Source organism: Corynebacterium urealyticum DSM 7109 (assembly GCF_000069945.1).
Lineage (GTDB): Bacteria > Actinomycetota > Actinomycetes > Mycobacteriales > Mycobacteriaceae > Corynebacterium > Corynebacterium urealyticum.
Window position 1 is genome coordinate 837,365 of the sequence record NC_010545.1, and the last position, 25,535, is coordinate 862,899.

A 25,535-nucleotide genomic window follows, 5' to 3' on the forward strand; every position below is an offset into this window, starting at 1 on the left:
GCCTGACTCAGTCCGACGTCATTCACGTCCGACGTCGCCGAACCCGGCTTGATCACCCAGCCCAGTCCCACCCAGTTCGACGTCACCCAGCTCCGCGAGTTGCGCCGGGGTGTCGAAGTCTCGCTCCGCGCCTGTTCCCGGCACCCGCACAACCCGCCCAGTGGCCCGCAGCAGCGAGCCAGCAGGCACCTCCCGAGCTCCGGTCTCCGCTATTGCCGCGATGAGACTGGCCCGGCGCCAGAGAGCGCACAGCGGCTCGTTGAAACCCTCGGCGTTGACCACCACCGCGCAGTCCGCCGCGCCAATGGCCTCGGCGAGCTGGGGCAGGAGCGCGGCAGAGCCAGGGGCGTCGACGGCCAATACCGCCACCCATTCGGTATCCAGCTCTTTTAGCCCCGCGGCAATGCCCGCCACTGGCCCACCGAAGGGAGGGGTTTCGCTGACCGTCGGCACCCCCAGATTCTTTGGGGCCACGGCCACCCGCGGGCAGTGGGAGGGGAGGGACTCCCACAGCCGGTCGATGAGCCTGCGCCCATCCACTGTGACCTGGGCCTTATCAGCCCCCATGCGGGTTGATCTTCCGCCCGCCAACACCACGATGCCAAGGTTGGCAAGCACGTCATCCGGCAAGGTGGAGCGCGCGCCGGGGCGCACGCTGGTGGGCTCGCTGGCGTCGTGAGGGGCCGACATTCTCGACCATGCCTAGAGCCACTGCCCGGCGTTGCAGCGGCCGAGCAGATAGACGAGCAACGGTTCCCCTTCGCCTGGGGCTGCGACCCCCGCCGTGCCGTCTGCAGCAGCATCGACAACGGGCTCGATGACCGTGAAGCCATCGATGCCGGTCAGCGCGGTGACGTCGCTGGAATTATGAGCGCCAGTGGAAAACGGTACTGCGACCGGGGCACCGTCCCCCTCGGTTAGGCGGACGGGAACGACCAGTGAGCGGCCCTTTCGCGGGGCAGCGAATCCAGGTCCGGCGACCGCCCGGATTGGCCGAAACGCCTGGGCCGCCCGGTTACCCGTGCCCAGCACCGCGAGCAGCGGGGCCACGTAAAGCAGGAAAGACACATAAGCCGCCACGGGGTTCCCCGGCAGGCAGACCAGCGTGGCTTCACCCCAGGAGGCCACCCCCTGTGGGGTGCCGGGGCGCTGCGCGACCGGGCCGAACCACGACCCTTCGCGAGGGGCCACCACCTCCCGCACCACGTCGAAGGCCCCTGCGCTGATCCCGCCGGTGGTCACGATCACGTCGCACGCACTCGCCTCGTCCAGCAGCTCCGCCAAACCCCTGCCGCGATCCCCACTGTGGAACCTTCGCACCTCAGCTGCCCCATGCTCCGCGGCCAGCGCGGCGATCATCGGCAGGTTGGAATCCGGCAGCTGGGAGGCACCCGGTAGATCCGGCCAGGGCACCAGCTCGTCCCCGGTGGAGATCACCGCCACCGTGGGCCGGGCATATACATCCACGGCCTGAACCCCCGCCGAGGTCAGCGCGGCGAGCGTGCCCGCATCCACCCGCATGCCCGCTGCTGCCACAACCACCCCGGCGGCGTGCTTGCCCCCGGCAAGGCGGATGTGGCTGCGGTTTACATCCACCGTGCGCACCGTGATTTGCTCGGGCAGGGTCTGCGGCCCGGCGGGGACGGAAGTCTGTTCCACAGGAACGACGAGGATGTCCTCTCCCGGTGGCACCGGGGCACCCGTCATAACCCGGACCGCGTGGCCGGGAGGGCACGTGATGCGCGGGGCGCCGGCGGGGATATCACCGGCCACCGGCAGCACCCAGGGGCCGGGATCGGTGACATCCGCCGCGTGCAGCGCGAAGCCATCCATCGCGGAGTTATCGAAGATTGGATTCGCCAGTATGGCGCGGGCATCGCCCGCCAGCACGTGGCCATAAGCCCGGTCGAGCGGTACACTCTGGCAGACTTTCGGCCGGGCCAGTGCGAGCACTCGAGCGCGGTGCTGGGCGATGGAAGTTAGATCTGCCACGTTAGCCGCCGATCTTGCTCATGGTGCGCTCCGGTTGGAGGAAGCCGGGATCATCGATGCCGTGTCCCGGCTTCTTGCGCGCCATCGCACCGGCCCACGCATCCGCGAGCTCCTCGTCGCTTGCGCCCTGCCGCATCATGTCCCGTAGGGAGACCTCGTCGGCGGCCTTGGAGAATAGGCAGGAGCGGATCGCCCCGTCGGTGGTCAGTCGGGTGCGGTCGCACGCCCCGCAGAAGGGGTGGGTGACGCTCGCGATGATGCCCACCTGCCCGGAGTACTCCCCGTCGGTGATATCCCATAGTGCAGCGGGCGCGGAGCCGCGAGGCTCTTCTGCAGGAGTGAGGGTGAACTCGGTCGCCAACCGCTCCAGGAGAGCAGCGGCCGTCACCATGCCCTCCCGGGTCCACTGGCCGCGCGGTCCCAACGGCATCTGCTCGATGAAACGTAGCTGCAGACCCTTTCTCAGGCAGAAGCGCACCAAATCCGCGGCCGAGTCCTCGTTTTCGCCGGGGAGGACGACCGAGTTGATTTTCACAGGGTTCAAACCGGTCGCCAGCGCGGCGTCGATGCCGCGGAGGACATCCTCGTGCCGATCCCGCCGGCTGAGCGCCGCGAAGGTCTGCGGATCCGTGGTGTCGAGCGAGATATTGATGCGGCTCAAGCCAGCTGCCTTAAGCCCGGCTGCCCGCTTGTCCAGACCGAGCGCATTCGTCGTGATGGCGATGCCCGGCGCCTCACCCTCATCTGTGCGCAGCTCGGCGGTGGCCGCCACCAGCCCCTCCAGGGACTTGCGCAGAAGCGGCTCGCCACCGGTGAAACGAACCGCCCGGATGCCCAGCGTCTCCACGCCGATGCGCACCAGGCGAATGACCTCCGCATCGCTCAACGAGTGCTCCGTGGGCAGCCATTCCAGGCCATCAGCCGGCATGCAATACGTGCAGCGCAGGTTGCAGCGATCAGTGAGGCTGACCCGCAGATCCCGAGCCACCCGGCCGAAGGAATCGACCAGCTGGCGGGGGCGGGGAGCAGAGGAATTGTGAGTCATCGTGGGGCTCATTCTAGTGGGACTGTCAACGCCCGTAGCAGCCACTAGTCCTCGCCGAACTCGGCTTCTTCGTCGGGGTCCGGCAGGGTCATGATCTCCAACTCGCCACGGCGCATCAGCCGGCGCAGCTCCTTCTTGTCGAACTTCTCCACGCTCGTGCGCTCGATGTTCTCCACGAAACAGAAGTTCTCCGGGGCCATCCACGCGGGAACCTGCGGCAGCAGGGAGTTGCGGATATCCGTCGCGGTCTCCTCCGTTGGTTCGTAGCCCGCGGCCAGGACGACGACGGCCAGGGGTCGCTGGCCCCATTTATCGTCCGGGATGCCGATGACCGCCGCCTCGTTCACCCCGGGATAGGCCAGCAGGTAATTCTCCAGGGAGGCGGAGTAGATCCACTCGCCACCCGAGCGGATCACGTCGTTCTTCCGGTCGTGGATGACGAGGAAACCGTCCTGGGTCACGGTGGCGATATCACCCGTGCGCAGCCAGCCGTCGACAGTGAAGCGGCTGGAGCCATCGTCCACCGCCTCGCCCCGGAAGACGCTGGCGGCGCCGTCGCCCGTCTGGCTGGGGGACTCGTAGTAGCTGGCGGCCACGGTATTCCCGCGAACCTGCAGCTCGCCGGCGTTGCGGTCGTGGGACTCTAGGGCGCGGCCGGCGTCGTTGACGATGCGGTATTCCAGCCCCACGGGGAAGCGACCCTGGGAGTAGCGGTAGGCGGCGCGTGCTTGGCCGGCAACACCGGCGGGCGGGTGCGCGACCGTGCCGATCGGCGAGGTTTCCGTCATTCCCCAGCAGTGGATCATGTCCACGCCGTAGCGGGCCTCCCAGGCATCGATGAGCGCCGGGGGAACCTGCGAGCCGCCGGAGTAGATCGTCTGCAGGCTCATGCGCCGCGGCGGGGTCTTCTCGTAGTGGACGATCAGGCTCATCCACACCGCCGAGGCTCCGTGCGCCTGGCGGGGCATGGCGTCCTCGATGACGTGGGCGAGGTGCTCGGGGTCCGTGGTGTGCCCGGTCATCACCATCGGTGCGCCGGACATGAACGCGGCCAGCGGAACGCCCCAGCTCAAGACGTGATAGATCGGCACTCCCAGGAGGAATGGGGTGTCGTTCTGGATGCCGAAGCTATCGGCCGTGCGCAGCCCCAAGGAGTGCAGCCACAGGGAGCGATGCGAGTACACCACGCCCTTCGGCGCCCCGGCCGTGCCGGTGGAGTAGCACAGTGCTGCCGGTGCGGTTTCCGGCAGATCCGGCCAGTCGTAGATCGCGGGCCGTTCATCGAGCAGCGACTCGTAGTCGGCCACGTGGACCTGGCGATCGGGGTCAGCCTCGGCGAAGGTGAGGGTGATCCGGTCCTGGATTCGGGTGATATCCGCGGGGCTGGCCCCGACGAGGACCACCCCCTCCACGGTGGGGCAGTGCGGGAGCATTTCGACCAGGCGGTCGGCGTCCACCGCGTCGCACACGATGACGCGGTCCTCGGCGTGGTTGATGGCGTGGATGACCTGGTCGTCGGCGAGCTGCCGGTTCAGAGGCTGGAAGACCGCGCCCATCGACGGGGCAGCCAGCAGCACTTCGAGGTGCTCGGTGCGGTTGACCATCAGGGTTGCCACCCGGTCGCCGATGCGGATACCGAAATCCTCGGCCAGCGCGTGGGCGAGCGCGGCCACACGCGCCCCGATTTCCTTGAACGTCGCGACCTCAGGCTCGATTCCCAGGTAAGTGGTCACCGTGCTGTTGCGGTGCGCATTGGCGCCGTAGGTCAAGATTTGCGATACGGAAAAGGGGCGTTCCTGCATCGTAGATTCCATGCTGTCCACCTTAGCCCGCGGTTGGGTGTTCCTTTTCTTTATGACGCCACCAGCTCACCAACCCGGCGACTCGGCCGATATTGATGCGCCCCGGCCAAAAGGACCCGTGACTCAAGCCGGGGTTTAAAAGTGTGTGAGCTATCGCCGGGTGTTACACTTGCAGCTGCTTCGAGGGCACCGTGCGAACAGCCGGGGCCAAAGGAGGATTCCATGGTGTGGGGCGTTCAATCGCCAGCGCCGCTTCGTGGGCCGGGTTGTTAGTGGCCCCGTGGCAGCCGCACCGCCACCGCGATTCCCGGTCGGCCCCAGATAGTGGGCGTCCGCCAGACGTGCGGGATCGTGTGAGGGCAATTTCTTTAATACTCAAGAATAATTCCGGGTTGTTGCCTGCTTGGCGCATCTGTTGAGTGGCTGCCACCTGGGCCGGCGTGTGTCGTCGGCCAAGAAATCAATGCAAATTCTGCGCAGCGCGTGAGATGCACTGGTCAATAGTCCTGGCCGGTGTCGACCAAGGGTGCTGTGCGACGGAAAGGACTTTCGTGAGCTTGTCCGACATCATCGAGCGGGGTCAGGCCAATGGGCTGGCTTCCCTCAAGCTGGCCGAGCTGCGGCAGGTTGCAGCGGCCCAGGGGCTTAAGGGAACGTCGAAACTGCGTAAAGGAGACCTCGTGGCAGCCATCGAGAACGCCGGCAAGGGTGGCGGCGCTGTAGCAAGCGACCGGCCCGAACAGAAGGCCGAGAAGAAGGCTGAGCAGCGCAGCGAGCGCAACGAGCGCGGAGAAGGCAAGCAGGCCGACCGTCGCGATGAGCAGCAGGACGGACACGCATCCTCCAAGGAGCCAGAGAACAACTCCGGCCAGCAGGAGGAGCAGAACTCGGGCAACAATGAGCGGGAGGATCGTCGCAACAACCGTCACAACGATGGCGGCGATAACCACCAGGGACGCCGGCGTCGTAACCGCCGCAACCGTCGCAACCGTCGTGGGGGAGACCGTGGCCACGACCGCAACAACGGGCACCGCCACAATGGTCACGGGGACGGCGGCAACCATGAGGATGGTGGCGAGAACCGCAAGGAGCAACAGGACCACAAGCCGGAGCCGCAGGAGGCCCCGGTCGCAGGCATCCTCGACTTCGCCGACGCCAACACCGCCTTCATTCGGACCACTGGCTACCACGCGGGACCGACGGACGTGTACGTCCCGATCAACACGGTGCGCAAGTACGGTATGCGTCACGGTGACGCCATCGTCGGCACCATCCGTCCGAATGCAAAGCAGGGCGGTGGGCGCGGCCGCAACCGCCAGAAGTTCACCCCGCTGCACTCGGTAGAGACGGTCAACGGCCTTTCTCCGGAGCAGGCAGCGCAGCGTCCGGACTTCTCCAAGCTGACCCCGCTGTACCCGAACCAGCGACTGCGCCTGGAGACCACCCCGAAGGTGCTGACCACCCGCGTGATCGACCTGATCATGCCGATCGGTAAGGGGCAGCGCGCGCTCATCGTCTCCCCGCCGAAGGCTGGTAAGACCACCATCCTGCAGGACATCGCCAACGCGATCTCCACCAATAACCCGGAGTGCTACCTCATGGTCGTCCTCGTCGACGAGCGGCCGGAGGAGGTCACGGACATGCAGCGCAGCGTCAACGGCGAGGTCATCGCCTCGACGTTCGACCGCCCGCCGAAGGAGCACACCGCCGTCGCGGAGCTCGCGGTAGAGCGCGCGAAGCGCCTGGTCGAGCAGGGCAAGGATGTTGTTCTCCTGCTGGACTCCATCACCCGACTGGGCCGTGCGTACAACAACTCCTCGCCGGCCTCCGGGCGCATCCTGTCCGGTGGTGTGGACTCCAACGCCCTGTACCCGCCGAAGCGCTTCCTGGGTGCTGCGCGCAACATCGAGCACGGTGGCAGCCTGACCATCATCGCCACCGCCATGGTGGAGACCGGTTCCGCTGGTGACACGGTGATCTTCGAGGAGTTCAAGGGCACGGGTAACGCCGAGCTGAAGCTGGACCGCAAGATCGCCGAGCGTCGCGTGTTCCCGGCTGTGGACGTCAACCCGTCCGGCACTCGTAAGGACGAGCTGCTGCTCGGCCCGGATGAGGCCCGCGTCATGCATAAGCTGCGTCGCATCCTCTCCGCCCTGGATCCGCAGGCCGCGATCGATCTGCTGATCAAGCAGCTGCGGAAGAACAAGACGAACCGCGACTTCATGATTCAGATCGCCAGCTCCGCCCCGCTTGCGGATGAAGAGGACGACTAGTCTGCACGCCAACCGGCTAGCATTGACCAGTGGACCAGGACTATTAGGAAGAGACTAAAAGCATGTCCAAGGCAGGCAAAGACTCGAGCAAGGATTCGGCGCTCGACCACACCCCGTCGGTGATGGATGACATCCTCTCGGAGTACCAGGGGCTGGAAGCCCAGCTGGCGGACCCGGAGCTGCACAATGACCCGAAGGCGGCGCGCCGAGTCGGCAAGCGCTTCCAGGAGCTCCAGCCGGTGATTCAGACGTACGAGCGGCTGAACACCGCGCGGGAGGATCACGAGGCTGCGGCCGAAATGGCGAGCGAGGATGCGGAGTTCGCTGAGGAGGCCACCCGCCTGGAGGCGGAGATCGAGGAGCTGCAGGAAAAGCTCACCGACCTGCTCGCCCCGCGGGACCCCAAGAACGGCGACGACATCATCATGGAGATCAAGTCCGGTGCCGGTGGCGAGGAGGCAGCCCTCTTCGCTGGCGAGTTGGCGCGCATGTACCAGCGCTACGCGGAGCGCCACGGCTTCGCCACCGAGGTCCTGGGACTCAACGAGACCGACCTGGGCGGGGTCAAGGACATGACCATGTCCATCCGTTCCAAGCAGCCCTCCCGCGACGGCGCATGGGCCGACTTCAAGTTCGAGGGCGGCGTCCACCGCGTGCAGCGCGTGCCTGTGACCGAGTCCCAGGGCCGCATCCAGACTTCCGCCGCCGGTGTGCTGGTCTACCCGGAGCCGGACGAAGTCGAGGACGTCGAGATCGACGAGAAGGACATCCGCGTGGACGTCTACCGTTCCTCCGGTAAGGGCGGCCAGGGCGTGAACACCACCGACTCCGCAGTCCGCATCACCCACCTGCCGACCGGCGTGGTCGTGACCTGTCAGAAGGAACGCTCCCAGATCCAGAACCGCGCCCGCGCGATGCAGGTGCTGGCTGCGCGCCTACAGCAGATGAAGGAAGAGGAAGCCGAGGCGGAAGCAGCCGAGGGGCGTGCCGCACAGATCCGCACCATGGATCGCTCCGAGCGCATCCGCACCTATAACTTCCCGGAGTCCCGCGTCTCCGATCACCGCATCGGTTACAAGGCCAATAACCTGGATTCCGTGCTGGACGGGGACCTGGAGTCCCTCTTCGCGGCCCTGAAGGAAGCCGAGCGCATCGAGCGCCTCGAGGCCGAGTCCTAAATGGCCACCGTCAGCGAGGCGGTGCGCGCCGCTGCGCGGCAGTTTTCCGACGCCGGCCTGGCGTCTCCGCTCAACGACGCCCGCTGGCTCATGGCCTACGCCCTGGCCGGGGAGGGCAACGCAGACTCGCCGCGCACCCCGGCCGGGCTGACCGAGGTCTTCTCAGCCGGTGGCGACCCGGAACCAGCGATCTTCGCCGATTGGGTGATTCGCCGGGCACACCGCGAGCCTCTGCAACACATCGTGGGGGCCGCGCCCTTCTTCGGCTACGACCTCTTCAGCGATGCCCGTGGTTTCATCCCGCGACCGGAAACCGAGCTACTCACCGAGTACGCGTTGGGGCGGATCCGTTCCTGGCTAGAGCGCGCAGCCGCCGAGCCAGACCTGCGCCCTGCAGACGGGATCGTGCGGATCGTGGATCTGTGCGCCGGCCCCGGCACCATCGGCCTGGCGCTGGCAGCGCAGCTCACCGAGTTCCTCCGCGGGCAGGCTACGGCTAGCTCCGCCGACTACCGCTGGCTGCGCACGGTTGAGGCGACCGGCATCGAGCTGGACCCGGCGGCCGTGGAGTTGGGCCAGGAGAATCTCGCCTATTTCCGCCGGGCAGGTCTGCTCGGCGAGCAGCTGGACGTCCGCCTCGTGGAGGGCGACGTCCGCGACCTGGAAGTTCTCGACACCCTGGGGCTTGCCGGTCGCGCCCAGCTCGTCGTGGCGAACCCGCCCTACGTTCCCCGCGGAAGCCGAACGGACGTTGAGACGGGGGCCGACCCCGCGATCGCCGTGTTCTCCGGCGACGACGGCCTGGAGCTCATGCCCCACGTCGCCGCCGCGATTGTCCGCGCCGCTGCCCCCGGAGCACCGGTCGCCGTCGAACACGACGACGCCACCGGGGATCAGACCCGGGAGATCCTCATCGCAGCGGGCCTGAGCGACGTCGAAAAGAAACAGGACTTTGCTGGCCGAGACCGCTTCGTCGTCGGGCAAGCGGCGTCAAAGTAGGCACGCCAATAGCAGCCACCGCGCGGGCAGCACTGGGCGGGGCACTACACTCTAGAAGAAGAGAACATCGCACAATTCCCAAGTAAGGGAGAAGGAAGCACATGGCCCAGCGAGTAGACGCGACAAACCCCGGAGACCGGGAAGGCGCCATCGTTACAGCGGAGAACGCGGTGAAGGGCGGCCGGTTGATCGTCATGCCGACGGACACGCTCTATGGCATCGGCTGCGATGCCTTCGATAACGCCGCCGTCGAGGCGCTGCTGCAGGCCAAGCACCGCGGCCCGGACATGCCGGTGCCCGTGCTGATCGGTTCTTGGGAGACCGTCGAGGGGCTGGTCGCGGAATTCAGTGCGCACCTGCGTCGACTGGTCGAGGCGTTTTGGCCCGGTGGGCTTTCCCTGGTCGTGCCGCAGGCTCCGAGCCTGCCGTGGAACCTGGGGGACACCCGTGGCACCGTGATGCTGCGGATGCCGAACCACCCGATCGCCATCGACCTGCTGCAACGCACGGGGCCGATGGCTGTCTCCAGCGCGAATGTCTCCGGCCAGCCGCCAGCCACCACCGTGGCAATGGCCGAGGATCAGCTCGGGGACTCCGTGGCGGTGTACCTGGACGGCGGGGAGGCGACCATCGGGGAGCCATCGACGATCGTTGACCTGGCTGGCCACCGCCCACGCATCCTGCGCGAGGGCGCGATCAGCGCCGAGCAGATCGGCGAGGTGCTTCAGATGCCAGCCAGCGAGCTGCGCTCGAAGTCCTAAAGGTGGGCTAGCGGGATGCTTGTGGCTCAGGGACTCACGCCGGTGGCCGGTGCCGGCGTGCCGCTGCGCGAGCTGGCGCTCGTGCTGCTGGTCGGCTGCACCGTGACCTTCCTGACCACCGGTGGCGTCCGTTATCTCATGGTCCGCTACGGCACCATGGCGATGCCACGGGAGCGCGACGTGCACACGGTTCCCACGCCCCGCTTGGGTGGGGTGGGGATGTTTACCGGCGTGGTTTTCGCGATCGTCGCCGCAGCTCAACTACCCGCCTTGAATCGGGGCTTCCCGCCGGTGACTCCTGATATGACGGCGGTGCTGGCTTCAGCCTTCGTGATCGTCATCGTCGGTATTCTCGACGACCTGCGGGACATCGCCTGGTGGGTCAAGCTCGGTGGGCAGGTCGTGGGCGCGACGCTGATGAGCCTGCTGGGGTTGAGCTGGTATTTGATCTACTGGCCGGGTGGTGACGGAACCACCCTGATCCTCGACCAAGTCCAGTCCACAATCTTGACCGTCCTGCTCACGGTGACGATTATCAACGCGATGAACTTCGTCGACGGCTTGGACGGGCTGGCTGCTGGACTGGGCCTGATCGCAGCGGGAACTATCCTGATTTACTCGCTGACAATCCTGCACGATCAGGGTGGGGCAGTATCCGCGTATCCGCCGGCGATCATCTCGGCCGTGCTGGCCGGAGTGTGCATGGGCTTTTTGCCGCACAATTTTTCACCGGCGCGGATTTTCATGGGGGACTCTGGCTCGATGCTCATCGGCACGCTGCTCTCGGCCGCGTGCGTCTCGGCCTCCGGGCGCATTAACTTGTCGCTCTATGGTGTGGCGGACATGTTCGCGCTGTTGTCGCCGGTGATCGTGGTGTTGGCCGCGCTGTTCATCCCGCTGCTGGATCTTGTGCTCGCCGTGGTGCGACGCGTGGCAGCCGGCAAGAGCCCGTTCGCTCCGGATAAGAAGCACCTGCATCACCGGTTGCTGCGGTTGGGGCACACCCAAAAGCAGGTGGTGCTGGTGCTTTATACCTGGGTTGGGGTGGCGGCGTTCAGCGCGGTGGGCTCCACGGTCTTGCCGACGAACTTAACCGCCATCTTGGTCGGAGTGCTGCTGCTCGTGGCCGTGGTGAGCACGGCGATCCCATTGTGGAAATCTGGGGAAGTGGAAGATAGAGTAATCCGACGTGAGTGAAGATTTTGCAGGTCACCATGACCGTCAGCCAGACCAGCCCGGGGTAAGCGACCCTTTAGCTGCGCAGTCCCCGCTGCCTCCCGTTGAGGACGACCCGGACGTCGGTGACTCCCGCCGTCCGCTGCTCCGTGCAGCCCGGGGTGGTCTCATCGCGCTGGCTGCTGTCACGGTGTTCTCCCTGGCCCTGTGGGGTGCGACGCGCGACCTTCCGGGAATCTATGGTGCGCTCATCGGCGCGGCGATTGGTGGCGGCTTCTTGCTGATGACCATCGGCGTGGTGTTGGTGACTGCCAATTCCTCCCCGCAGGTCACCCTGGGAGCCGTGCTGGGTTCCTGGCTTCTCAAGGCGGCGCTGCTGCTGGTTGTGTTGATCGTGATTAAGGACAAAACCTTCTATGACAACACCGCACTCGGGGTGACTATCATTCTGGTGCTTGTTGCGATGCTCGGCTCGGAGATCATGGCAATTACCCGCACGAAGCTGATGTATATCCCAGAAAAATAGGCCTCGGATCCAGCCGTCGGCAAGCACTGTAAGAGGGCTGTTCGGAACGGTAATCCGGCCCAACGGGAAAGAGCGAAACCCCGCAGGTGAATGTGATCACATCCTGCGGGGTTTCGCTTATGGTTTCTTGGGGGGTTCCTGGTAGAGTCGTAGCGGGCCAACTGGGCTGCTGGGCGTTTTGCTACCAAGGCAGCGTAATTCGGCACCGACCCACCCCTATGGACGTGCGACGGAGTCCTGGGGGGAGAGGTAATACTAAGAAATAGACCTCCATCGCACCGCCTAACTTTTCTAAAAGTTCACGCGGCCCAATCACGGGAGAGAACGCTGAGTGTAACAACCTTGGCAATGAAGGGTGAGTTTCATCCCCCTTCATTGGAGCACGAATTCTTCCCGGGGCAGGTGGATCCAAACCAGCTGTGGCTGACCGGTTTCGCGGGCGATATCTTCGCCCTCGACCGTCTCATGCTCGTGCGTATCCTGATGATCGCCATCGTGGTGATCTTCTTCCTGATCGCTATGCGCAAGCCGAAGCTGGTTCCCCGCGGCATCCAGAACGTTGGCGAAATCGCTCTGGACTTCGTGCGGATCCACATCGCGGAGGAAATTCTAGGCAAGAAGGAAGGTCGCCGGTTCCTGCCGGTGATTGCGGCAATCTTCTTCACTGTCGTGGCTGCGAACCTGCCGACCCTCATCCCGTTCCTGAACATCTCCCCAAGCGCCCGTGTCGGCCTTCCGCTGGTACTGGCGCTTGTGGCATATGTGGTGTTTATCTACGCGGGTGTGAAGCGTTACGGGTTCGGTAAGTACATGAAGTCCTCGCTGGTCATCCCTGGCCTGCCGACCTTCATCCACTTCATTGTTGTACCGATCGAATTCTTCTCGACCTTCATCCTCCGTCCGGTAACCCTGACCATTCGTCTTATGGCCAACATGCTGGCCGGTCACATCATCCTCGTCATGCTTTTCAGTGCCACGAACTTCTTCTTCTGGCAGCTGAACGGCTGGTCGCTGGTGGCTGGCGGCACGATGGTCTTCGCGATCGCATTCTCGCTCTTCGAGCTCATGATCGTCTTCCTGCAGGCATACATCTTTGCCCTGCTGACGGCTGTGTACATCGAGCTGAGCTTACACGCGGACGCACACTAACCCCGGTTAGTAACTCTGAAATCTGAACAACTGAACCGATCGCAACAAACCACCCGCAACAAGCGGGAAGATCGGTCACCAGAAAGGTAATGGAAACCAAATGAACGACATCCTCTTCCTGGCTCAGGACACTGTCACCAAGTTCGAGGGCTTCGGCACCATCGGCTACGGCCTCGCAGCAATCGGTTCTGCAATCGGTGTGGGTAACGTCGCAGGCAAGACCGCTGAGGCTATGGCACGTCAGCCGGAGATGGCTGGCCAGCTGCGCACCACCATGTTCCTGGGTATCGCGTTCGCTGAGGCCCTGGCCCTGATTGGTTTCGTCGCCGGCTTCCTGTTCTAAGTCAGTCCGCTCAAGAAGCGGTCGGGGATTACTCGGGCTCGAAGGCTCCTCCCCGTGGGGAGCTAGCGAACCGGCACCGATCGTGAGAAAAAGTTTTAAAAACTTAGGACTTTCAAGAACAACGCACTAAAGCGAAAGCTGGAGACTATGACGAACACCTTTTTCTTGGCAGCTGAGACGCTGCCGTTGGAAGAGCCGATTAACCCGCTCATTCCACCGCTTTATGACATCGTCTGGTCCATTATCCCGTTTGCCGTCATCCTGTTTGTCTTCGCGAAGGTTGTCCTTCCGAAGTTCCAGGAAGTGCTGACTCAGCGTGAGGACAAAATCGAGGGTGGCATTCAGCGTGCCGAGGCTGCTAAGGCTGAGGCTCAGGAAGCCCTCGAGAAGTACAACAAGCAGCTCGCAGAGGCACGCACCGAAGCGGCTCAGATCCGTGATGATGCTCGCTCCCAGGGGCAGAAGATCATCGCTGACATGAAGACGCAGGCAACCGAGGAGTCCAACCGCATCGTTGAGGCTGGTAACAAGCAGCTGGAGGCCAACCGCGCTTCCGTCGTTGCTGACCTTCGCAAGGAGATGGGGGAGAACTCCATCAACCTGGCTGAGCGCCTGCTGGGCGAGCAGCTGAACGATGACGTCAAGCGTTCGGGCACCATCGACAACTTCCTCGCCGGGCTGGACAACGTCGGCACCGCTGGGAAGTGATCGGTATGCACGCAGCGAGCCGCGAGGCATTTGAGCGACTCATCAAGACCTTGGACCAGGGTCTAAAGGAGTCTGATAACGCAGTAGGCAACGGAGCAACGACCGGCACCGAGCTTTTCGATGTCGTCGACGTCCTGGATCAGGAGCGCAGCCTGCGCGTCGCAATGGTCGACGCCGCTGCAACCCCGGAACAGCGTGTCGAACTCGTCAAGACCCTGCTGTCCGGCAAGGTCACGGCCTCTACTGAAGAGATCGTGTCCGCTGCGGTATCCCAAAACTGGTCAAACTCGCAGGACTTCCGGACTGGCCTGGAACGTCTCGGCCGCCGAGCACTTCTTCGTTCGGCTGAGGCTCAGGGTCAGCTCGAGCGCGTCGAGGAGGAGCTGTTCTCCCTCGCCCGCATCCTCGAGCGTGAGTCCGAGCTCGAGCTTCTGCTCTCCGATCGAGCAGCAGCTGTGGACGACCGCCGTGACCTTCTCGCGAAGGTTCTCTACGGCAAGGTTTCCTCGGTGACTGAAGCTCTGGCCCTGCAGGCAGTCGGTCGCGCCCGCAAGGCGCCGGTCGATCTGCTGGATGACCTGTGCCAGGAGGCAGCTTCTCTCAACGGCTACGAGGTTGCGCGTGTTACCAGCGCCGGCCCGCTGTCCGAGGAGCAGAAGGCAAGCCTCTCCGAGAAGTTGCACAAGATTTATGGTCGCAAGATTGCGGTTCACACTGAGGTTGACTCCAGCCTCCTCGGCGGTGCCGTAGTCCGGGTCGGCGACGAAGTGATCGACGGAAGCACAGCTGGCAAGCTGGAGCGCATGCGTCGTTCCCTCGCATAACGACCGACCAAGCGAGAACACGAATTGCTGGAACACGAAACCGAGAGCAGGAAAAACATGGCGGAGCTGACGATCTCCTCCGATGAGATCCGTAGCGCGATTGCGAACTACACCTCGAGCTACTCCCCGGAGGCCTCCCGCGAGGAGGTCGGCGTGGTCACGACGGCAGCCGACGGCATTGCCAACGTGAGCGGCATGCCATCGGTGATGGCTAACGAGCTGCTCGAGTTCCCAGGCGGCGTCATTGGCGTCGCACAGAACCTTGACACCGACTCTGTTGGCGTCGTGGTCCTGGGTAACTACGAGACCCTTAAAGAGGGCGACGAGGTAAAGCGGACCGGAGAAGTCCTTTCCATTCCGGTCGGGGAGAACTTCCTCGGCCGCGTTATCAACCCACTGGGTGAGCCGATCGACGGCCTTGGCGACATCACCGACACGGAGGAGCGCGCACTCGAGCTGCAGGCTCCTTCCGTGCTGATGCGTCAGCCAGTGAACGAGCCGATGCAGACCGGCATCAAGGCTATCGACGCAATGACGCCGATTGGCCGTGGTCAGCGCCAGCTGATCATTGGTGACCGTAAGACGGGTAAGACCTCCGTCTGCATCGACACCATCCTCAACCAGCGTGACAACTGGGAGTCCGGCGACCCATCGAAGCAGGTGCGCTGCATCTACGTCGCGATTGGTCAGAAGGGTTCGACCATCGCGTCGATCCGCCAGACCCTGGAAGAGCACGGCGCGCTGGAGTACACCACCATCGTTGCCGCACCGGCATCCGACTCCGCAGGCTTCAAGTGGCTCGCACCGTTCGCAGGTGCAGCTCTGGGCCAGCACTGGATGTACCAGGGCAAGCACGTCCTCGTCATCTACGATGACCTGACCAAGCAGGCTGAGGCCTACCGCGCCATTTCCCTGCTGCTGCGCCGCCCGCCGGGCCGCGAGGCATACCCAGGTGACGTGTTCTACCTGCACTCCCGTCTTCTCGAGCGTGCTGCAAAGCTGAACGACGAGCTGGGTGGCGGTTCCCTGACCGCACTGCCGATCATCGAGACGAAGGCAAACGACGTGTCTGCCTTCATTCCGACCAACGTTATTTCCATTACCGACGGTCAGGTCTTCCTTGAGTCTGACCTGTTCAACCAGGGTGTCCGCCCAGCAATTAACGTTGGTGTGTCCGTTTCTCGTGTCGGTGGTGACGCACAGACCAAGGGCATGAAGAAGGTGTCCGGTAACCTGCGTCTGGACCTGGCCGCATACCGCGACCTGGAGGCATTCTCTGCCTTCGCATCCGATCTGGACGACGCTTCCAAGGCTCAGCTGGAGCGCGGTGAGCGCCTCGTCGAGCTGCTGAAGCAGACCGAGCACGCGCCGCAGTCCGTCGAGCACCAGATGATCTCCATCTGGCTGGCCGGCGAGGGCGAGTTCGATGACGTTCCAGTCGAGGACGTCCGTCGCTTCGAGGCTGAGCTGATCGAGCACCTGCGCTCCAACGCATCTGGCGTCTTCGACCAGATCGCTGGCGGCACCCCGTTCACCGAGGAGTCCCAGGCGCAGCTGAAGCAGTCCACCAGCGAGTTCAAGCGTGGTTTCCAGACCACCGACGGCACCCCGATCATCCGGGAGCCAGAGGCTCGCGCCATGGAGCAGGACGAAGTTAAGCAGTCCGAGATCACCGTTACCCGCAAGACCGTTTAAGGCCGCGGAAAGGGATCGACAAAGCACCATGACTAACTACGGACAAGAAGGGAGGCGGTAGCGCATGGCTAATCTTCGCGAACTCAGGTCACGTATCAAGTCCGTGAACTCGACCAAGAAGATCACCAAGGCCCAGGAGCTTATCGCCACCTCGAGGATCACGAAGGCTCAGGCTCGCGTCGATGCTTCGCAGCCTTACGCTCACGAGATCACCAAGGTGATCGAGCGTCTGGCTTCCGCCAGCTCCCTGGATCACAAGATGATCCGGGAGCCGAAGGATCCGAAGCGCGCAGCCATCCTCGTGGTTTCGAGTGACCGTGGCATGTGCGGTGGCTACAACAACAACGTCTTCAAGACCACTGCGGAGCTCCGCAAGCTGCTTGAGGACGAGGGCAAGGAAGTTGTGCTGTACGTTCTTGGCAGCAAGGGCGTGACCTACTACAACTTCCGCAACGAAAACATCAGTGGATCGTGGACCGGGCACTCTCAGGACCCGGTGTACGCCGAAACCCTGAACCTGCGTAACCACCTGATCGGCGGCTTCCTCGCCGGTTCGGAGGGCACTGTCGACGTCGTTGACGGCGTTAACGCCGAGGGCGACCAGGTGCCGGGCTTCGACGAGGTCCACATGGTTTACACCGAGTTCCACTCGATGCTTTCCCAGGTGCCAAAGGCACACCGCCTACTGCCAATCAAGACTGTCGTCGAAGAGGAGAAGATGGAGCTGGGTTCCGACATGGTGTCGGACTCCGCAGACCAGGTCTCCGCTGAGGTGGATTTCGAACCGGATGCAGACACGCTTCTCGCGAACCTGCTTCCGCAGTACGTATCCCGCGGCATCTTCGCCGCGCTGCTCGAAGCAGCAGCCTCCGAGTCGGCCGCGCGTCGTACCGCTATGAGTGCGGCGACGGACAACGCGAGCGAGCTGGTGGAGAACCTGTCTCGTATCGCAAACCAGGCTCGCCAGGCGCAGATTACCCAGGAAATCACAGAGATCGTCGGTGGCGCGTCTGCGCTCGGCGATAGCGGAGAGAGTGACTAATAATGACTACAGCAATTCAGGAGCAGCAGAACTCTGCTGCACCGACTGCTGCCGGCCGCGTCGTTCGAGTGATCGGCCCGGTTGTCGACGTGGAGTTCCCGCGTGGGCAGCAGCCAGCACTATTCAACGCGCTGCACGTCGAGGTTGACCTCGAGGCAGTTGCGAAGACCATTACCCTGGAGGTCGCACAGCACCTGGGTGACAACCTGGTGCGCACCGTCTCCATGGCCCCGACCGACGGCCTGGTCCGCGGTGCAGAGGTCAAGGACACCGGTAAGCCGATCTCTGTGCCAGTCGGCGATGTTGTCAAGGGGCACGTCTTCAACGCCCTGGGCGACTGCCTGGATGAGCCAGGTCTCGGCCGCGACGGCGAGCAGTGGGGCATCCACCGCGAGCCACCGGCATTCGACGAGCTCGAGGGTAAGACCGAGATCCTGGAGACCGGCGTTAAGGTCATCGACCTGCTGACCCCTTACGTCAAGGGCGGCAAGATTGGCCTCTTCGGTGGTGCAGGTGTGGGTAAGACCGTCCTGATTCAGGAGATGATTACCCGTATCGCCCGCGAGTTCTCCGGTACCTCCGTGTTCGCCGGCGTCGGCGAGCGTACCCGTGAGGGTACGGACCTCTTCCTCGAGATGGAGGAGATGGGCGTGCTCCAGGACACCGCGCTGGTGTTCGGTCAGATGGATGAGCCGCCGGGAGTCCGTATGCGCGTGGCTCTGTCCGGTCTGACCATGGCGGAGTACTTCCGCGATGTTCAGGGCCAGGACGTGCTGCTGTTCATCGACAACATCTTCCGTTTCACCCAGGCAGGTTCTGAGGTCTCCACGCTGCTCGGCCGCATGCCGTCCGCAGTGGGTTACCAGCCGACCCTGGCTGACGAGATGGGTGTTCTGCAGGAGCGCATTACCTCCACGAAGGGTAAGTCCATTACCTCCCTGCAGGCTGTCTACGTGCCGGCCGATGACTACACCGACCCGGCACCGGCGACGACCTTCGCCCACCTCGACGCAACCACTGAGCTGGACCGTGCGATCGCTTCCAAGGGTATTTACCCGGCAGTGAACCCGCTGACCTCCACCTCTCGTATCCTCGAGCCGGGCATCGTCGGCGAGAAGCACTACGAGGTTGCGCAGCGCGTGATCAACATCCTGCAGAAGAACAAGGAGCTCCAGGACATCATCGCCATCCTCGGTATGGACGAGCTGTCTGAGGAGGACAAGATCACCGTCCAGCGTGCTCGTCGTATCGAGCGCTTCCTGGGCCAGAACTTCTTCGTCGCAGAGAAGTTCACGGGCATCCCGGGTTCCTTCGTTCCACTGGAGGAGACCATCGACGCCTTCGAGCGCATCTGTGATGGTGAGTTCGACGCTTACCCAGAGCAGGCCTTCAACGGCCTGGGTGGTCTGGATGACGTCGAGGCTGCCTACAAGAAGCTCACGGACAAGTAAGAGGAGCACACATGGCTGAGATTGCCGCTGAATTGGTGGCTGTGGAGAAGGCGTTGTGGTCGGGCACCGCAACGGCCGTCATCGCGGAGACCACCGAGGGCGAGATCGGCGTGCTTCCAGGTCACGAGCCACTGCTCGGCCAGCTGGTCGAGAATGGCGTCGTGATCATCCGGACAACTGAGGGTGAGAAGCTGGTGGCCGCGGTGCAGGGCGGGTTCCTGTCCGTGTCCTCCAAGAAGATCACCGTTCTCGCTGATAGTGCTGTGTGGGCCGACGAGGTCGACCAGGCTGATGCTGAGGCTCGGGTACGTGAGGCGTCCTCCGAGGAGGAGAAGTCTCGCGCAGAGTCCGAGTTGCGCGCTGTGAAGCGTTCCAAGGAGAAGTAGACCGAAGTTTCGGACTACCGGCCAAAGGCCACGTCGCGTGGGATGACCCGCGGGGCGTGGCCTTTGTGCTTTTCCTCTATGGCGAAGTTTTTCCTCACGCCGAGTGGGGAAGGTGGCCCGCCGATGGGAGGGAATTGTTAATATCCAGGCATGGGGCTAGATTTTGATTAAGGTATTGCAGCCTTGAGACACTCCTGATTTTCCTGCCCGCCGGGTTGGCGGGATGATGCGACGGTGAAGAGGCGGAAACGTTGACCACGATTCTTGTGCTTTTGGGAATTGTTCTTTTTCTGCTGCTAGTCGGCGTCCTCCTGTGGCGCTTCTTCTACCTGCGGAGTGAGGGGTACCCCGTGCTGCTGCGTGCGCTTCCCGCCGAGGAAGCAAGGCACTGGCGGCACGGGGTTTTGGTGTATTCGAGGACCTCGGCCCGGCTGTACAAGCTGCGCAGTCTGCGCCCCGGTTCGGATCTCGTGCTGACCCGGTTGGCGACCACCGTGGAGTCCCGTCGGGACATCGTGGACAGGGAGAGGCCCTTCATCGAGGGCTACTGTCACGTGATGAAGATTTCCCATCGCGGTGAAGAATATGAGATCGCGATCGACGATCAGGGGGATAACGCCTTCGTCTCTTGGCTGGAGTCCGCGCCGTCAGAGCGCTGGGTGCGCACGACGCGCTTTTCTTAAGCATTCTTGTTTTCCAACCCCGACCGGGGCTACCCGGGCGAGGTTTTTGCGTTGGTGCAAGAAAAAGGGGCTGACCAGCTGCCCTCCGTGCCGTCTGGAGGGAAGGGGTAAGACGAATAGCGAGGAGGTCGAGGTCGGTAACGGCGTCACCACCGATAAGGCTATCCGCCAGGCACTGACCCTGGGCTCGACCGGCTCTGCGACCGCTGCCTGTACCTCCACCACGGAGTGCTGACCACGACGCCCTATGAATAGCCCGTTGTTGCCAGGCGTGGGGTAGCGTTGGAAAAATGCGTCTCATCATCGCCACGTGTGCCGTCGACTACGTCGGTCGACTGGAAGCTCATCTGCCGCGCGCCGATCGCCTGATCATGGTGAAGGCGGACGGTGCGGTCTCCATTCATGCGGATGACCGGGCCTATAAGCCCCTGAACTGGATGACCCCACCCTGCACGACGACCGAATACCGCCGCGCGGAGGCACTCGCCGAGGCCACAGACGGCAAGGACCCCTTCCTCACACTTCCTGAACTCGAAGACGAAGACGTCGAGGCCCTGTGGGTCGTCGAGAATCCGAAGGGCGAGCAGCTGCGCATCCAGCTCTTCGCGGTGCACTCCGACCAGAACTTTGACCTCGGCGAAGACCCGGGGCTGCAGAAGGACGGCGTGGAGGCCCATCTCCAGGAGCTGCTGGCCGAGCAGATCGAGATCCTGGGGGAGGGCTACTCCCTGGTGCGCCGTGAGTACCCGACCCCCATCGGGCCGGTGGACATCCTCACCAAGGATGCGACGGGGGCGACCGTCGCTGTGGAGATCAAGCGCCGCGGGAACATCGACGGAGTCGAGCAGCTGACCCGTTACGTCGAGCTGCTCAACCGTGACGAGCTGCTTGCCCCGGTGACTGGTGTCTTCGCCGCCCAGGAGATCAAGCCTCAGGCCCGCACCCTGGCCGAAGACCGGGGAATTCGCTGCGTGACCTTGGACTATGCGGCGATGCGTGGCACCGATGATTCGGAGTTTCGGCTGTTCTAGGCCCCGGTGGTCATGGGGTCGAAGCGTCCCAGTCGGCCGGGGGATTGGGCGCGGTCACCCCGCGGTCGGAAGCCGTTACTATGGAGGGCATGACTGTACCGCACGATCCTTCCTCCCAGCAGCCCTCTCAATCACAAAGCGACGCCCGGCAGGCGCGGCCATCCGCTCCACAGCAGCCGCAAGCGCCGCAGCGCTTCGTCTCGGGAGCGATTGACCTGGGCACGGTGAAGCAGCAGGCCGTGCAGCGCGAAAGGCACGCGCAGCAGGCAGCGGAAGCGGGAGTGAGCGTGGACTACGTCGCCCGCTCGGCGGACGTCACCCCGGAATCCTTCGAGCAGGACCTCGTGGTCCGCTCCACCCAGGTTCCGGTGATCCTCCTGGTGGGTAGTGCCCGCTCCGAGGCCAGCGCGGAGCTGAAGAACTTCTTCGCCCGCCTGGTGGAGATCCCGGATGTGCCGCAGGAGCAGCTGAAGTGGGTATTCCGCTACATCGACGCCGATGCGGTGCCGGAGATGGCCCAGGCACTCGGAGTTCGCGGTGTGCCCACGGTGCTTGCCCTGGTGGCTGGCCGCCCAGCGACGTCCTTCCAGGGAGCCCAGCCGCAGGAGCAGGTGGAGCAGTGGCTGGAGTCGGTGATCCAGGCCGTCGACGGTAAGCTGCCGGGCCTGCCTGCGGATTCGGGGGCCGCCGCTGAAGAACAGGACTCCCGCCTCGCTGAGGCTGCCTCCCTCATTGAACAGGGGCAGACCCAGGAAGCGATCGCCGCCTACGACGCCATCCTCGCCGACCCGAACACCGACCCCGAGCTCGCGGCGACGGCACGGGCCGCACGCGCCAACGCCATCCTCGCCGAACGTGCCGGGGACCCAGCGGCAGGGGAGCAGGCACTGGAGCAGGTCGAGGCGGATCCCGGCAACGTCGACGCTGCGGCAGCCGCTGCTGAGCTGCTCGCCCTGAGTGGCGAGAAGGCCCAGGGCTTCGAAATCCTCGTCAATGCGATGCGTCACACTGCGGGCGAGGAGAAAGACCGCGCAAAACAGCAGCTGCTGCAGCTCTTCGATCTCTACGACGCAGCCGACCCGGAGGTCATCGCGGCACGAACGAACATGGCCAGCGCCCTGTTCTAGAACCGCGATTGTCCGCCGGAGTAACCCGATCCGATCCCACGAGCCCCTGAGGTAGCGAGAACCACCATGCAACGCAATGTCATTTCCACCCCGGAAACCCAGCCGGCGGCGCCGGAGGACCTGATCCTGGACATGCGTGGCGTGTCGCTGCGCCGGGGCGGGAACGAGATCCTGCATGAGCTGGATTGGCAGGTTGAGCTCGACGAGCGCTGGGTCATTCTGGGACCCAACGGTGCTGGGAAGACCTCGCTGATGCGCCTGGCCAGCGCGCAGCTGTTCCCGACGACCGGCACCGTGGACATCATCGGCGAGCGGCTGGGATCCTCCGATGTCCGCGACATCCGCACCGCCGTCGGGATGTCCTCCTCCGCCTTGGCTCACCGCATTCCGGAGGACGAGGTGGTGTCGGACATCGTCATCTCCGCGGGCTACGACGTGATGGGACGCTGGCGGGAGGCCTACGACGAGATGGACTACGAGCAGGCCGTCAACACACTTGAGGTCGTGGGGGCCTATCACCTGGCCGACCGCACGTGGGGCACGCTGTCTGAGGGGGAGCGCAAGCGCACCCTCATCGCGCGCGCCCTGATGACCGACCCGGAGCTACTCTTGCTCGACGAGCCGGGTGCAGGACTGGACCTCGGTGGCCGCGAAGATCTGATCGAGCTGCTCAGCCAAATCGCGATGGACCCGGACTCCCCGGCGACCGTGTTGGTCACCCACCACGTGGAGGAGATCCCGCCGGGATTCACCCACGGGATGCTGCTTGACGAGGGCCACATCGTGGCTCAGGGGCTGCTGACCGACATCATGACCAGCGAGAACCTCACCAAGGCCTACCACCAGCCCATTGAGGTTAAGCAAGAGGACGGCCGCTGGTTCGCCCGCCGCCTTCGCCGCGGTGGGGCCCACCGGGCGCGGGATTAGATAAAGTCTTAAAAGTACCGATTTAGGTTGAAAGCGAGGTGCGGCTCGAGATGGGATTTGCAGAGCAGTTGGGTCCGGTAGAGCCACGTCATGCCTCCACAGTCATTCTGCTGCGTGACACGCTATCCGGCCCGGAGGTCTACGTGCAGGAGCGCGCGTCAACCATGGCGTTCTGCGCGGAGATGACGGTCTTCCCGGGCGGCGGTGTGGATGCTCGCGACATGCCCGGCGACGTCGACGGTGATGGGGTGGACTCGCCCGATGTGCGCTGGTCCGGTCCGGACGTTCGTTGGTGGGCCCACCGTCTGCGCAAGGACCCTGCGATCGCTCGCGCCCTGGTGTGCGCCGCGGTGCGCGAGACCTTCGAGGAGGCAGGAACGCTGCTGGCCTCCAACGAGGATGGAGACATCGTCGCGGACACCACGCGCTTTCAACACGAGCGCCAGGAGTTGGAGAATCACCTGCTCCCGTTCTCGACGTTCATGGATCGGCACAAGCTGATCCTGCGGGCGGACCTGCTGCGTCCCTGGGCGAATTGGGTGACCCCGGAGGGGCAGCCGATCCGTTACGACACCGCATTTTTCGTCGCCCGTCTGCCGGAGGGGCAGGACACGACCGGGGACACGCGGGAGGCGACATCCACGGGCTGGTTCCGCCCGTCGACGCTGCTGGACGGGTGGCGTTCCCGGAAGATCAGCCTGATGCCCCCGACGTGGGCGCAGCTGAAGCTGCTGAGCACCTTCCGCACCGTCGATGAGGTCATGGACTTCTCTTCGGGACTCTCGGTGGACCCCGTGCTCAATGAGCCGATCGACGAGCCGTACATGGCGGAGTATTACCTCATGGAGTCCAAGATGTACGGCCGCCCGAAGCGTGTCTTCGCCCCAGGGATGAAGTTCGCGGTGGACCCGGCAGATCTGCCGGAACACCCGTTTGAGCACCGTCCGGGCTCCTATCTGCAGTAGGTCGCGGTTGTCTTTTAGCTTTGAGGAGCTCCAGTGGCTCCAGTCCTCTACCGACGCCGACGCCGCCATCGCGCAGGGCAGCGAGCTGGAGCTCAGCCAGCGTAGTGTGGTCGCCGATACGGCAACGTTGCGCAAGGCCTGGGGTGACAACGCCCGTGCGGTGGGCGAGCTGGTGGAAGCCCGTCGGATCGCGGCGGCCAAGCTACCTGGCGAACTCGCTGCCGGGTGGTGGACCGATAAGGATGCCGCCCAGCAGTCCACCCCGCTGGCCGTGGCGCGATTCCGTGCTCGGCACCTCGCGTCACTGGGGGTGGAGGTGGCTCGCGATGTCACCTGTTCGGTGGGGACCGAGCTTGTGGCGCTGCAGGAGGCGAGGCTAACGTGCACCGGCTCCGACATTGACCCCGTTCGGGTGGCGATGGCTCGCAAGAACTGCCCGGACATCGAGGTGCGGGTGGCCGATGCCCTCGAGTCGTGGGAAGGGGAGCCGGGGGTGCACCCGGTGATTCTTGCGGACCCGGCTCGGCGCAACTCCTCGGGGCGGATCCACCGGCTCGAGGACATGCAACCTCCGGTCGGGGCTCTAGTGGTGGCCTATCCCGGCCACGAGCTGATGGTGAAACTTGCCCCCGGTGTGGATTTCGCAGAGCTGGAGGACTGGGCCGGCCAGGTGGACGTCATCAGCGTGGATGGTCAGGCCAAGGAGGCCTGTGCCTTGACCGCCGGGCTGGTGTCCCCGGAAGCCCGGGATAACGAGGGGCTGGCGCGCCGGGCGGTGGTGATTCGCGCCAGTGGCCAGGACGAGAGCGTGGACATCGTGGCGAGCTGGGAGCCCGAGCTTGCGGAGGAGGACGTCGCAGCACGTGCGGGCCAGCCTGGCCGCTACATCATGGAGCCGGATGCAGCGATCATCCGTGCTGGGCTGGTGCGCCACTTCGCGGCGAGGGAGGGGCTGTGGCTGGTGGACCCGAACCTGGCCTATGTCACGGGGAACCATATCCCGGCGGGCATGCGGGCCTTCGAGGTGCTGGATACCGTGCCGGTCAAGCAGTTGCGCAAGGCTTTGCAGCAACGAGGAGTCGGCAAACTGGAGATCCTCGTGCGTGGGGCGGATATCAATCCGGACCAACTGCGCGCGAAGCTGAAGCTTAAGGGCAAGGGGGAAGCCACAGTCGTCATTGCGCGGTTGGGAGAGCGGAATTCGACGCCGCGCGGGGGCGGGTTGAGCAGCGGTGTGGTGGCCTATATTTGCCGCGCGGTAGCCCCCGAAAAGCACTAATTCTGCGAATTCACTGCCGGTTGGCGCAAAGCTCGGGCGCGGGGAGTGTTCGTTGGGTACAACGGACGGTGACACGCCCGGCCCCTGCGGTGGGGTGGTTCTAGAAAAATATTAATGTGTTGTGGCGAAGCTCACGTTTTTCAAGCTAAGCTGAACTGGAAACCAACACGCAA

At 64.2% G+C, this 25,535-nt stretch carries 23 protein-coding genes and 1 pseudogene; 20 read left to right on the forward strand and 4 right to left on the reverse strand.

Annotated features, from left to right (window positions below; translation table 11 throughout):
* Positions 1-18 precede the first annotated feature (18 nt).
* The 4 genes from mobA to CU_RS03520 are packed head-to-tail and all read right to left on the reverse strand — an operon-like array spanning position 19 to position 4,851.
* Positions 19-690: a molybdenum cofactor guanylyltransferase gene (gene mobA, locus CU_RS03505; RefSeq protein ID WP_012359950.1), complete on the reverse strand. Its 672-nt coding sequence runs from the start codon at positions 688-690 to the stop codon at positions 19-21.
* Positions 691-702: 12 nt separating this feature from the next.
* Positions 703-1,992, reverse strand: a complete 1,290-nt coding sequence (locus tag CU_RS03510; protein WP_012359951.1) for a molybdopterin molybdotransferase MoeA — start codon at positions 1,990-1,992, stop codon at positions 703-705.
* Position 1,993: 1 nt separating this feature from the next.
* Positions 1,994-3,037 carry a GTP 3',8-cyclase MoaA gene (moaA, locus tag CU_RS03515; RefSeq protein ID WP_231837747.1) on the reverse strand — a complete coding sequence of 348 codons (1,044 nt, stop codon included), beginning with the start codon at positions 3,035-3,037 and terminating at the stop codon, positions 1,994-1,996.
* 44 nt (positions 3,038-3,081) lie between these two features.
* Positions 3,082-4,851 carry a long-chain fatty-acid--CoA ligase gene (locus CU_RS03520; RefSeq protein WP_012359953.1) on the reverse strand — a complete coding sequence of 590 codons (1,770 nt, stop codon included), beginning with the start codon at positions 4,849-4,851 and terminating at the stop codon, positions 3,082-3,084.
* A 539-nt stretch (positions 4,852-5,390) separates the two neighbouring features.
* On the opposite strand from CU_RS03520, the gene rho reads away from it, so the two are divergent.
* The 20 genes and pseudogenes from rho (at position 5,391) to CU_RS03620 (ending at position 25,362) form a co-directional block, all read left to right on the forward strand.
* On the forward strand, positions 5,391-7,112 hold the full coding sequence (gene rho, locus CU_RS03525; protein ID WP_012359955.1) for a transcription termination factor Rho: 1,722 nt from the start codon (positions 5,391-5,393) through the stop codon (positions 7,110-7,112).
* Positions 7,113-7,174: 62 nt separating this feature from the next.
* Entirely contained in the window at positions 7,175-8,290 is a 1,116-nt protein-coding gene (prfA, locus tag CU_RS03530; RefSeq protein ID WP_012359956.1) for a peptide chain release factor 1, read from the forward strand.
* Positions 8,291-9,289: a N5-glutamine methyltransferase family protein gene (locus tag CU_RS03535; protein WP_012359957.1), complete on the forward strand. Its 999-nt coding sequence runs from the start codon at positions 8,291-8,293 to the stop codon at positions 9,287-9,289.
* A 101-nt stretch (positions 9,290-9,390) separates the two neighbouring features.
* A complete protein-coding gene (locus CU_RS03540) occupies positions 9,391-10,050 on the forward strand; it encodes an L-threonylcarbamoyladenylate synthase (RefSeq protein WP_012359958.1) in 660 nt (219 codons plus the stop codon).
* Between the two features lie 15 nt (positions 10,051-10,065).
* A complete protein-coding gene (locus tag CU_RS03545) occupies positions 10,066-11,247 on the forward strand; it encodes an MraY family glycosyltransferase (protein WP_012359959.1) in 1,182 nt (393 codons plus the stop codon).
* Positions 11,240-11,752, forward strand: coding sequence for a hypothetical protein (locus CU_RS03550; protein WP_012359960.1), 513 nt, complete (start codon positions 11,240-11,242; stop codon positions 11,750-11,752). Before CU_RS03545 ends, CU_RS03550 begins: the two co-directional genes overlap by 8 nt.
* A gap of 348 nt (positions 11,753-12,100) precedes the next feature.
* On the forward strand, positions 12,101-12,901 hold the full coding sequence (gene atpB, locus CU_RS03555) for a F0F1 ATP synthase subunit A (protein ID WP_012359961.1): 801 nt from the start codon (positions 12,101-12,103) through the stop codon (positions 12,899-12,901).
* Positions 12,902-13,001: 100 nt separating this feature from the next.
* Complete coding sequence (locus CU_RS03560; protein WP_012359962.1) at positions 13,002-13,244, forward strand: ATP synthase F0 subunit C; 243 nt, start codon at positions 13,002-13,004, stop codon at positions 13,242-13,244.
* A 147-nt stretch (positions 13,245-13,391) separates the two neighbouring features.
* Complete coding sequence (locus tag CU_RS03565) at positions 13,392-13,952, forward strand: F0F1 ATP synthase subunit B (protein ID WP_012359963.1); 561 nt, start codon at positions 13,392-13,394, stop codon at positions 13,950-13,952.
* A gap of 5 nt (positions 13,953-13,957) precedes the next feature.
* Complete coding sequence (locus CU_RS03570; RefSeq protein ID WP_012359964.1) at positions 13,958-14,776, forward strand: F0F1 ATP synthase subunit delta; 819 nt, start codon at positions 13,958-13,960, stop codon at positions 14,774-14,776.
* A 57-nt stretch (positions 14,777-14,833) separates the two neighbouring features.
* Positions 14,834-16,471: a F0F1 ATP synthase subunit alpha gene (gene atpA / locus CU_RS03575; protein WP_012359965.1), complete on the forward strand. Its 1,638-nt coding sequence runs from the start codon at positions 14,834-14,836 to the stop codon at positions 16,469-16,471.
* A 64-nt stretch (positions 16,472-16,535) separates the two neighbouring features.
* Complete coding sequence (locus tag CU_RS03580) at positions 16,536-17,513, forward strand: F0F1 ATP synthase subunit gamma (protein ID WP_012359966.1); 978 nt, start codon at positions 16,536-16,538, stop codon at positions 17,511-17,513.
* 2 nt (positions 17,514-17,515) lie between these two features.
* Positions 17,516-18,964 carry a F0F1 ATP synthase subunit beta gene (atpD, locus tag CU_RS03585; RefSeq protein WP_012359967.1) on the forward strand — a complete coding sequence of 483 codons (1,449 nt, stop codon included), beginning with the start codon at positions 17,516-17,518 and terminating at the stop codon, positions 18,962-18,964.
* An 11-nt stretch (positions 18,965-18,975) separates the two neighbouring features.
* Positions 18,976-19,350, forward strand: a complete 375-nt coding sequence (locus CU_RS03590; RefSeq protein ID WP_012359968.1) for a F0F1 ATP synthase subunit epsilon — start codon at positions 18,976-18,978, stop codon at positions 19,348-19,350.
* A 251-nt stretch (positions 19,351-19,601) separates the two neighbouring features.
* The gene (locus CU_RS03595) at positions 19,602-20,033 is read left to right on the forward strand and encodes a DUF2550 domain-containing protein (RefSeq protein ID WP_231837748.1); all 432 of its coding nucleotides are present in this window, start codon (positions 19,602-19,604) and stop codon (positions 20,031-20,033) included.
* A gap of 290 nt (positions 20,034-20,323) precedes the next feature.
* Entirely contained in the window at positions 20,324-21,064 is a 741-nt protein-coding gene (nucS, locus tag CU_RS03600; protein ID WP_012359970.1) for an endonuclease NucS, read from the forward strand.
* An 89-nt stretch (positions 21,065-21,153) separates the two neighbouring features.
* The gene (locus CU_RS03605) at positions 21,154-22,191 is read left to right on the forward strand and encodes a tetratricopeptide repeat protein (RefSeq protein WP_231837749.1); all 1,038 of its coding nucleotides are present in this window, start codon (positions 21,154-21,156) and stop codon (positions 22,189-22,191) included.
* 132 nt (positions 22,192-22,323) lie between these two features.
* Positions 22,324-22,830 (forward strand): annotated as a pseudogene (locus CU_RS11170) (ABC transporter ATP-binding protein); the annotation flags it as partial.
* Positions 22,831-23,168: 338 nt separating this feature from the next.
* Positions 23,169-24,083: an NUDIX hydrolase gene (locus CU_RS03615; protein WP_012359973.1), complete on the forward strand. Its 915-nt coding sequence runs from the start codon at positions 23,169-23,171 to the stop codon at positions 24,081-24,083.
* Positions 24,084-24,090: 7 nt separating this feature from the next.
* Entirely contained in the window at positions 24,091-25,362 is a 1,272-nt protein-coding gene (locus CU_RS03620; RefSeq protein ID WP_012359974.1) for a class I SAM-dependent methyltransferase, read from the forward strand.
* Positions 25,363-25,535: the final 173 nt, after the last annotated feature.

Excerpts from the sequence above, each read along its gene's own strand:
- CU_RS03520 (WP_012359953.1), bottom strand. The coding sequence starts at position 4,851 with ATGGAATCTACGATGCAGGAACGCCCCTTTTCCGTATCGCAAATCTTG.
- CU_RS03590 (WP_012359968.1), top strand. The coding sequence starts at position 18,976 with ATGGCTGAGATTGCCGCTGAATTGGTGGCTGTGGAGAAGGCGTTGTGG.
- CU_RS03565 (WP_012359963.1), top strand. The coding sequence starts at position 13,392 with ATGACGAACACCTTTTTCTTGGCAGCTGAGACGCTGCCGTTGGAAGAG.
- moaA (WP_231837747.1), bottom strand. The coding sequence starts at position 3,037 with ATGACTCACAATTCCTCTGCTCCCCGCCCCCGCCAGCTGGTCGATTCC.
- atpD (WP_012359967.1), top strand. The coding sequence starts at position 17,516 with ATGACTACAGCAATTCAGGAGCAGCAGAACTCTGCTGCACCGACTGCT.
- mobA (WP_012359950.1), bottom strand. The coding sequence starts at position 690 with ATGTCGGCCCCTCACGACGCCAGCGAGCCCACCAGCGTGCGCCCCGGC.
- CU_RS03580 (WP_012359966.1), top strand. The coding sequence starts at position 16,536 with ATGGCTAATCTTCGCGAACTCAGGTCACGTATCAAGTCCGTGAACTCG.
- atpB (WP_012359961.1), top strand. The coding sequence starts at position 12,101 with ATGAAGGGTGAGTTTCATCCCCCTTCATTGGAGCACGAATTCTTCCCG.
- CU_RS03540 (WP_012359958.1), top strand. The coding sequence starts at position 9,391 with ATGGCCCAGCGAGTAGACGCGACAAACCCCGGAGACCGGGAAGGCGCC.
- prfA (WP_012359956.1), top strand. The coding sequence starts at position 7,175 with ATGTCCAAGGCAGGCAAAGACTCGAGCAAGGATTCGGCGCTCGACCAC.
- CU_RS03605 (WP_231837749.1), top strand. The coding sequence starts at position 21,154 with ATGACTGTACCGCACGATCCTTCCTCCCAGCAGCCCTCTCAATCACAA.
- CU_RS03560 (WP_012359962.1), top strand. The coding sequence starts at position 13,002 with ATGAACGACATCCTCTTCCTGGCTCAGGACACTGTCACCAAGTTCGAG.
- nucS (WP_012359970.1), top strand. The coding sequence starts at position 20,324 with ATGCGTCTCATCATCGCCACGTGTGCCGTCGACTACGTCGGTCGACTG.
- CU_RS03570 (WP_012359964.1), top strand. The coding sequence starts at position 13,958 with ATGCACGCAGCGAGCCGCGAGGCATTTGAGCGACTCATCAAGACCTTG.
- CU_RS03535 (WP_012359957.1), top strand. The coding sequence starts at position 8,291 with ATGGCCACCGTCAGCGAGGCGGTGCGCGCCGCTGCGCGGCAGTTTTCC.
- atpA (WP_012359965.1), top strand. The coding sequence starts at position 14,834 with ATGGCGGAGCTGACGATCTCCTCCGATGAGATCCGTAGCGCGATTGCG.
- CU_RS03615 (WP_012359973.1), top strand. The coding sequence starts at position 23,169 with ATGGGATTTGCAGAGCAGTTGGGTCCGGTAGAGCCACGTCATGCCTCC.
- CU_RS03545 (WP_012359959.1), top strand. The coding sequence starts at position 10,066 with ATGCTTGTGGCTCAGGGACTCACGCCGGTGGCCGGTGCCGGCGTGCCG.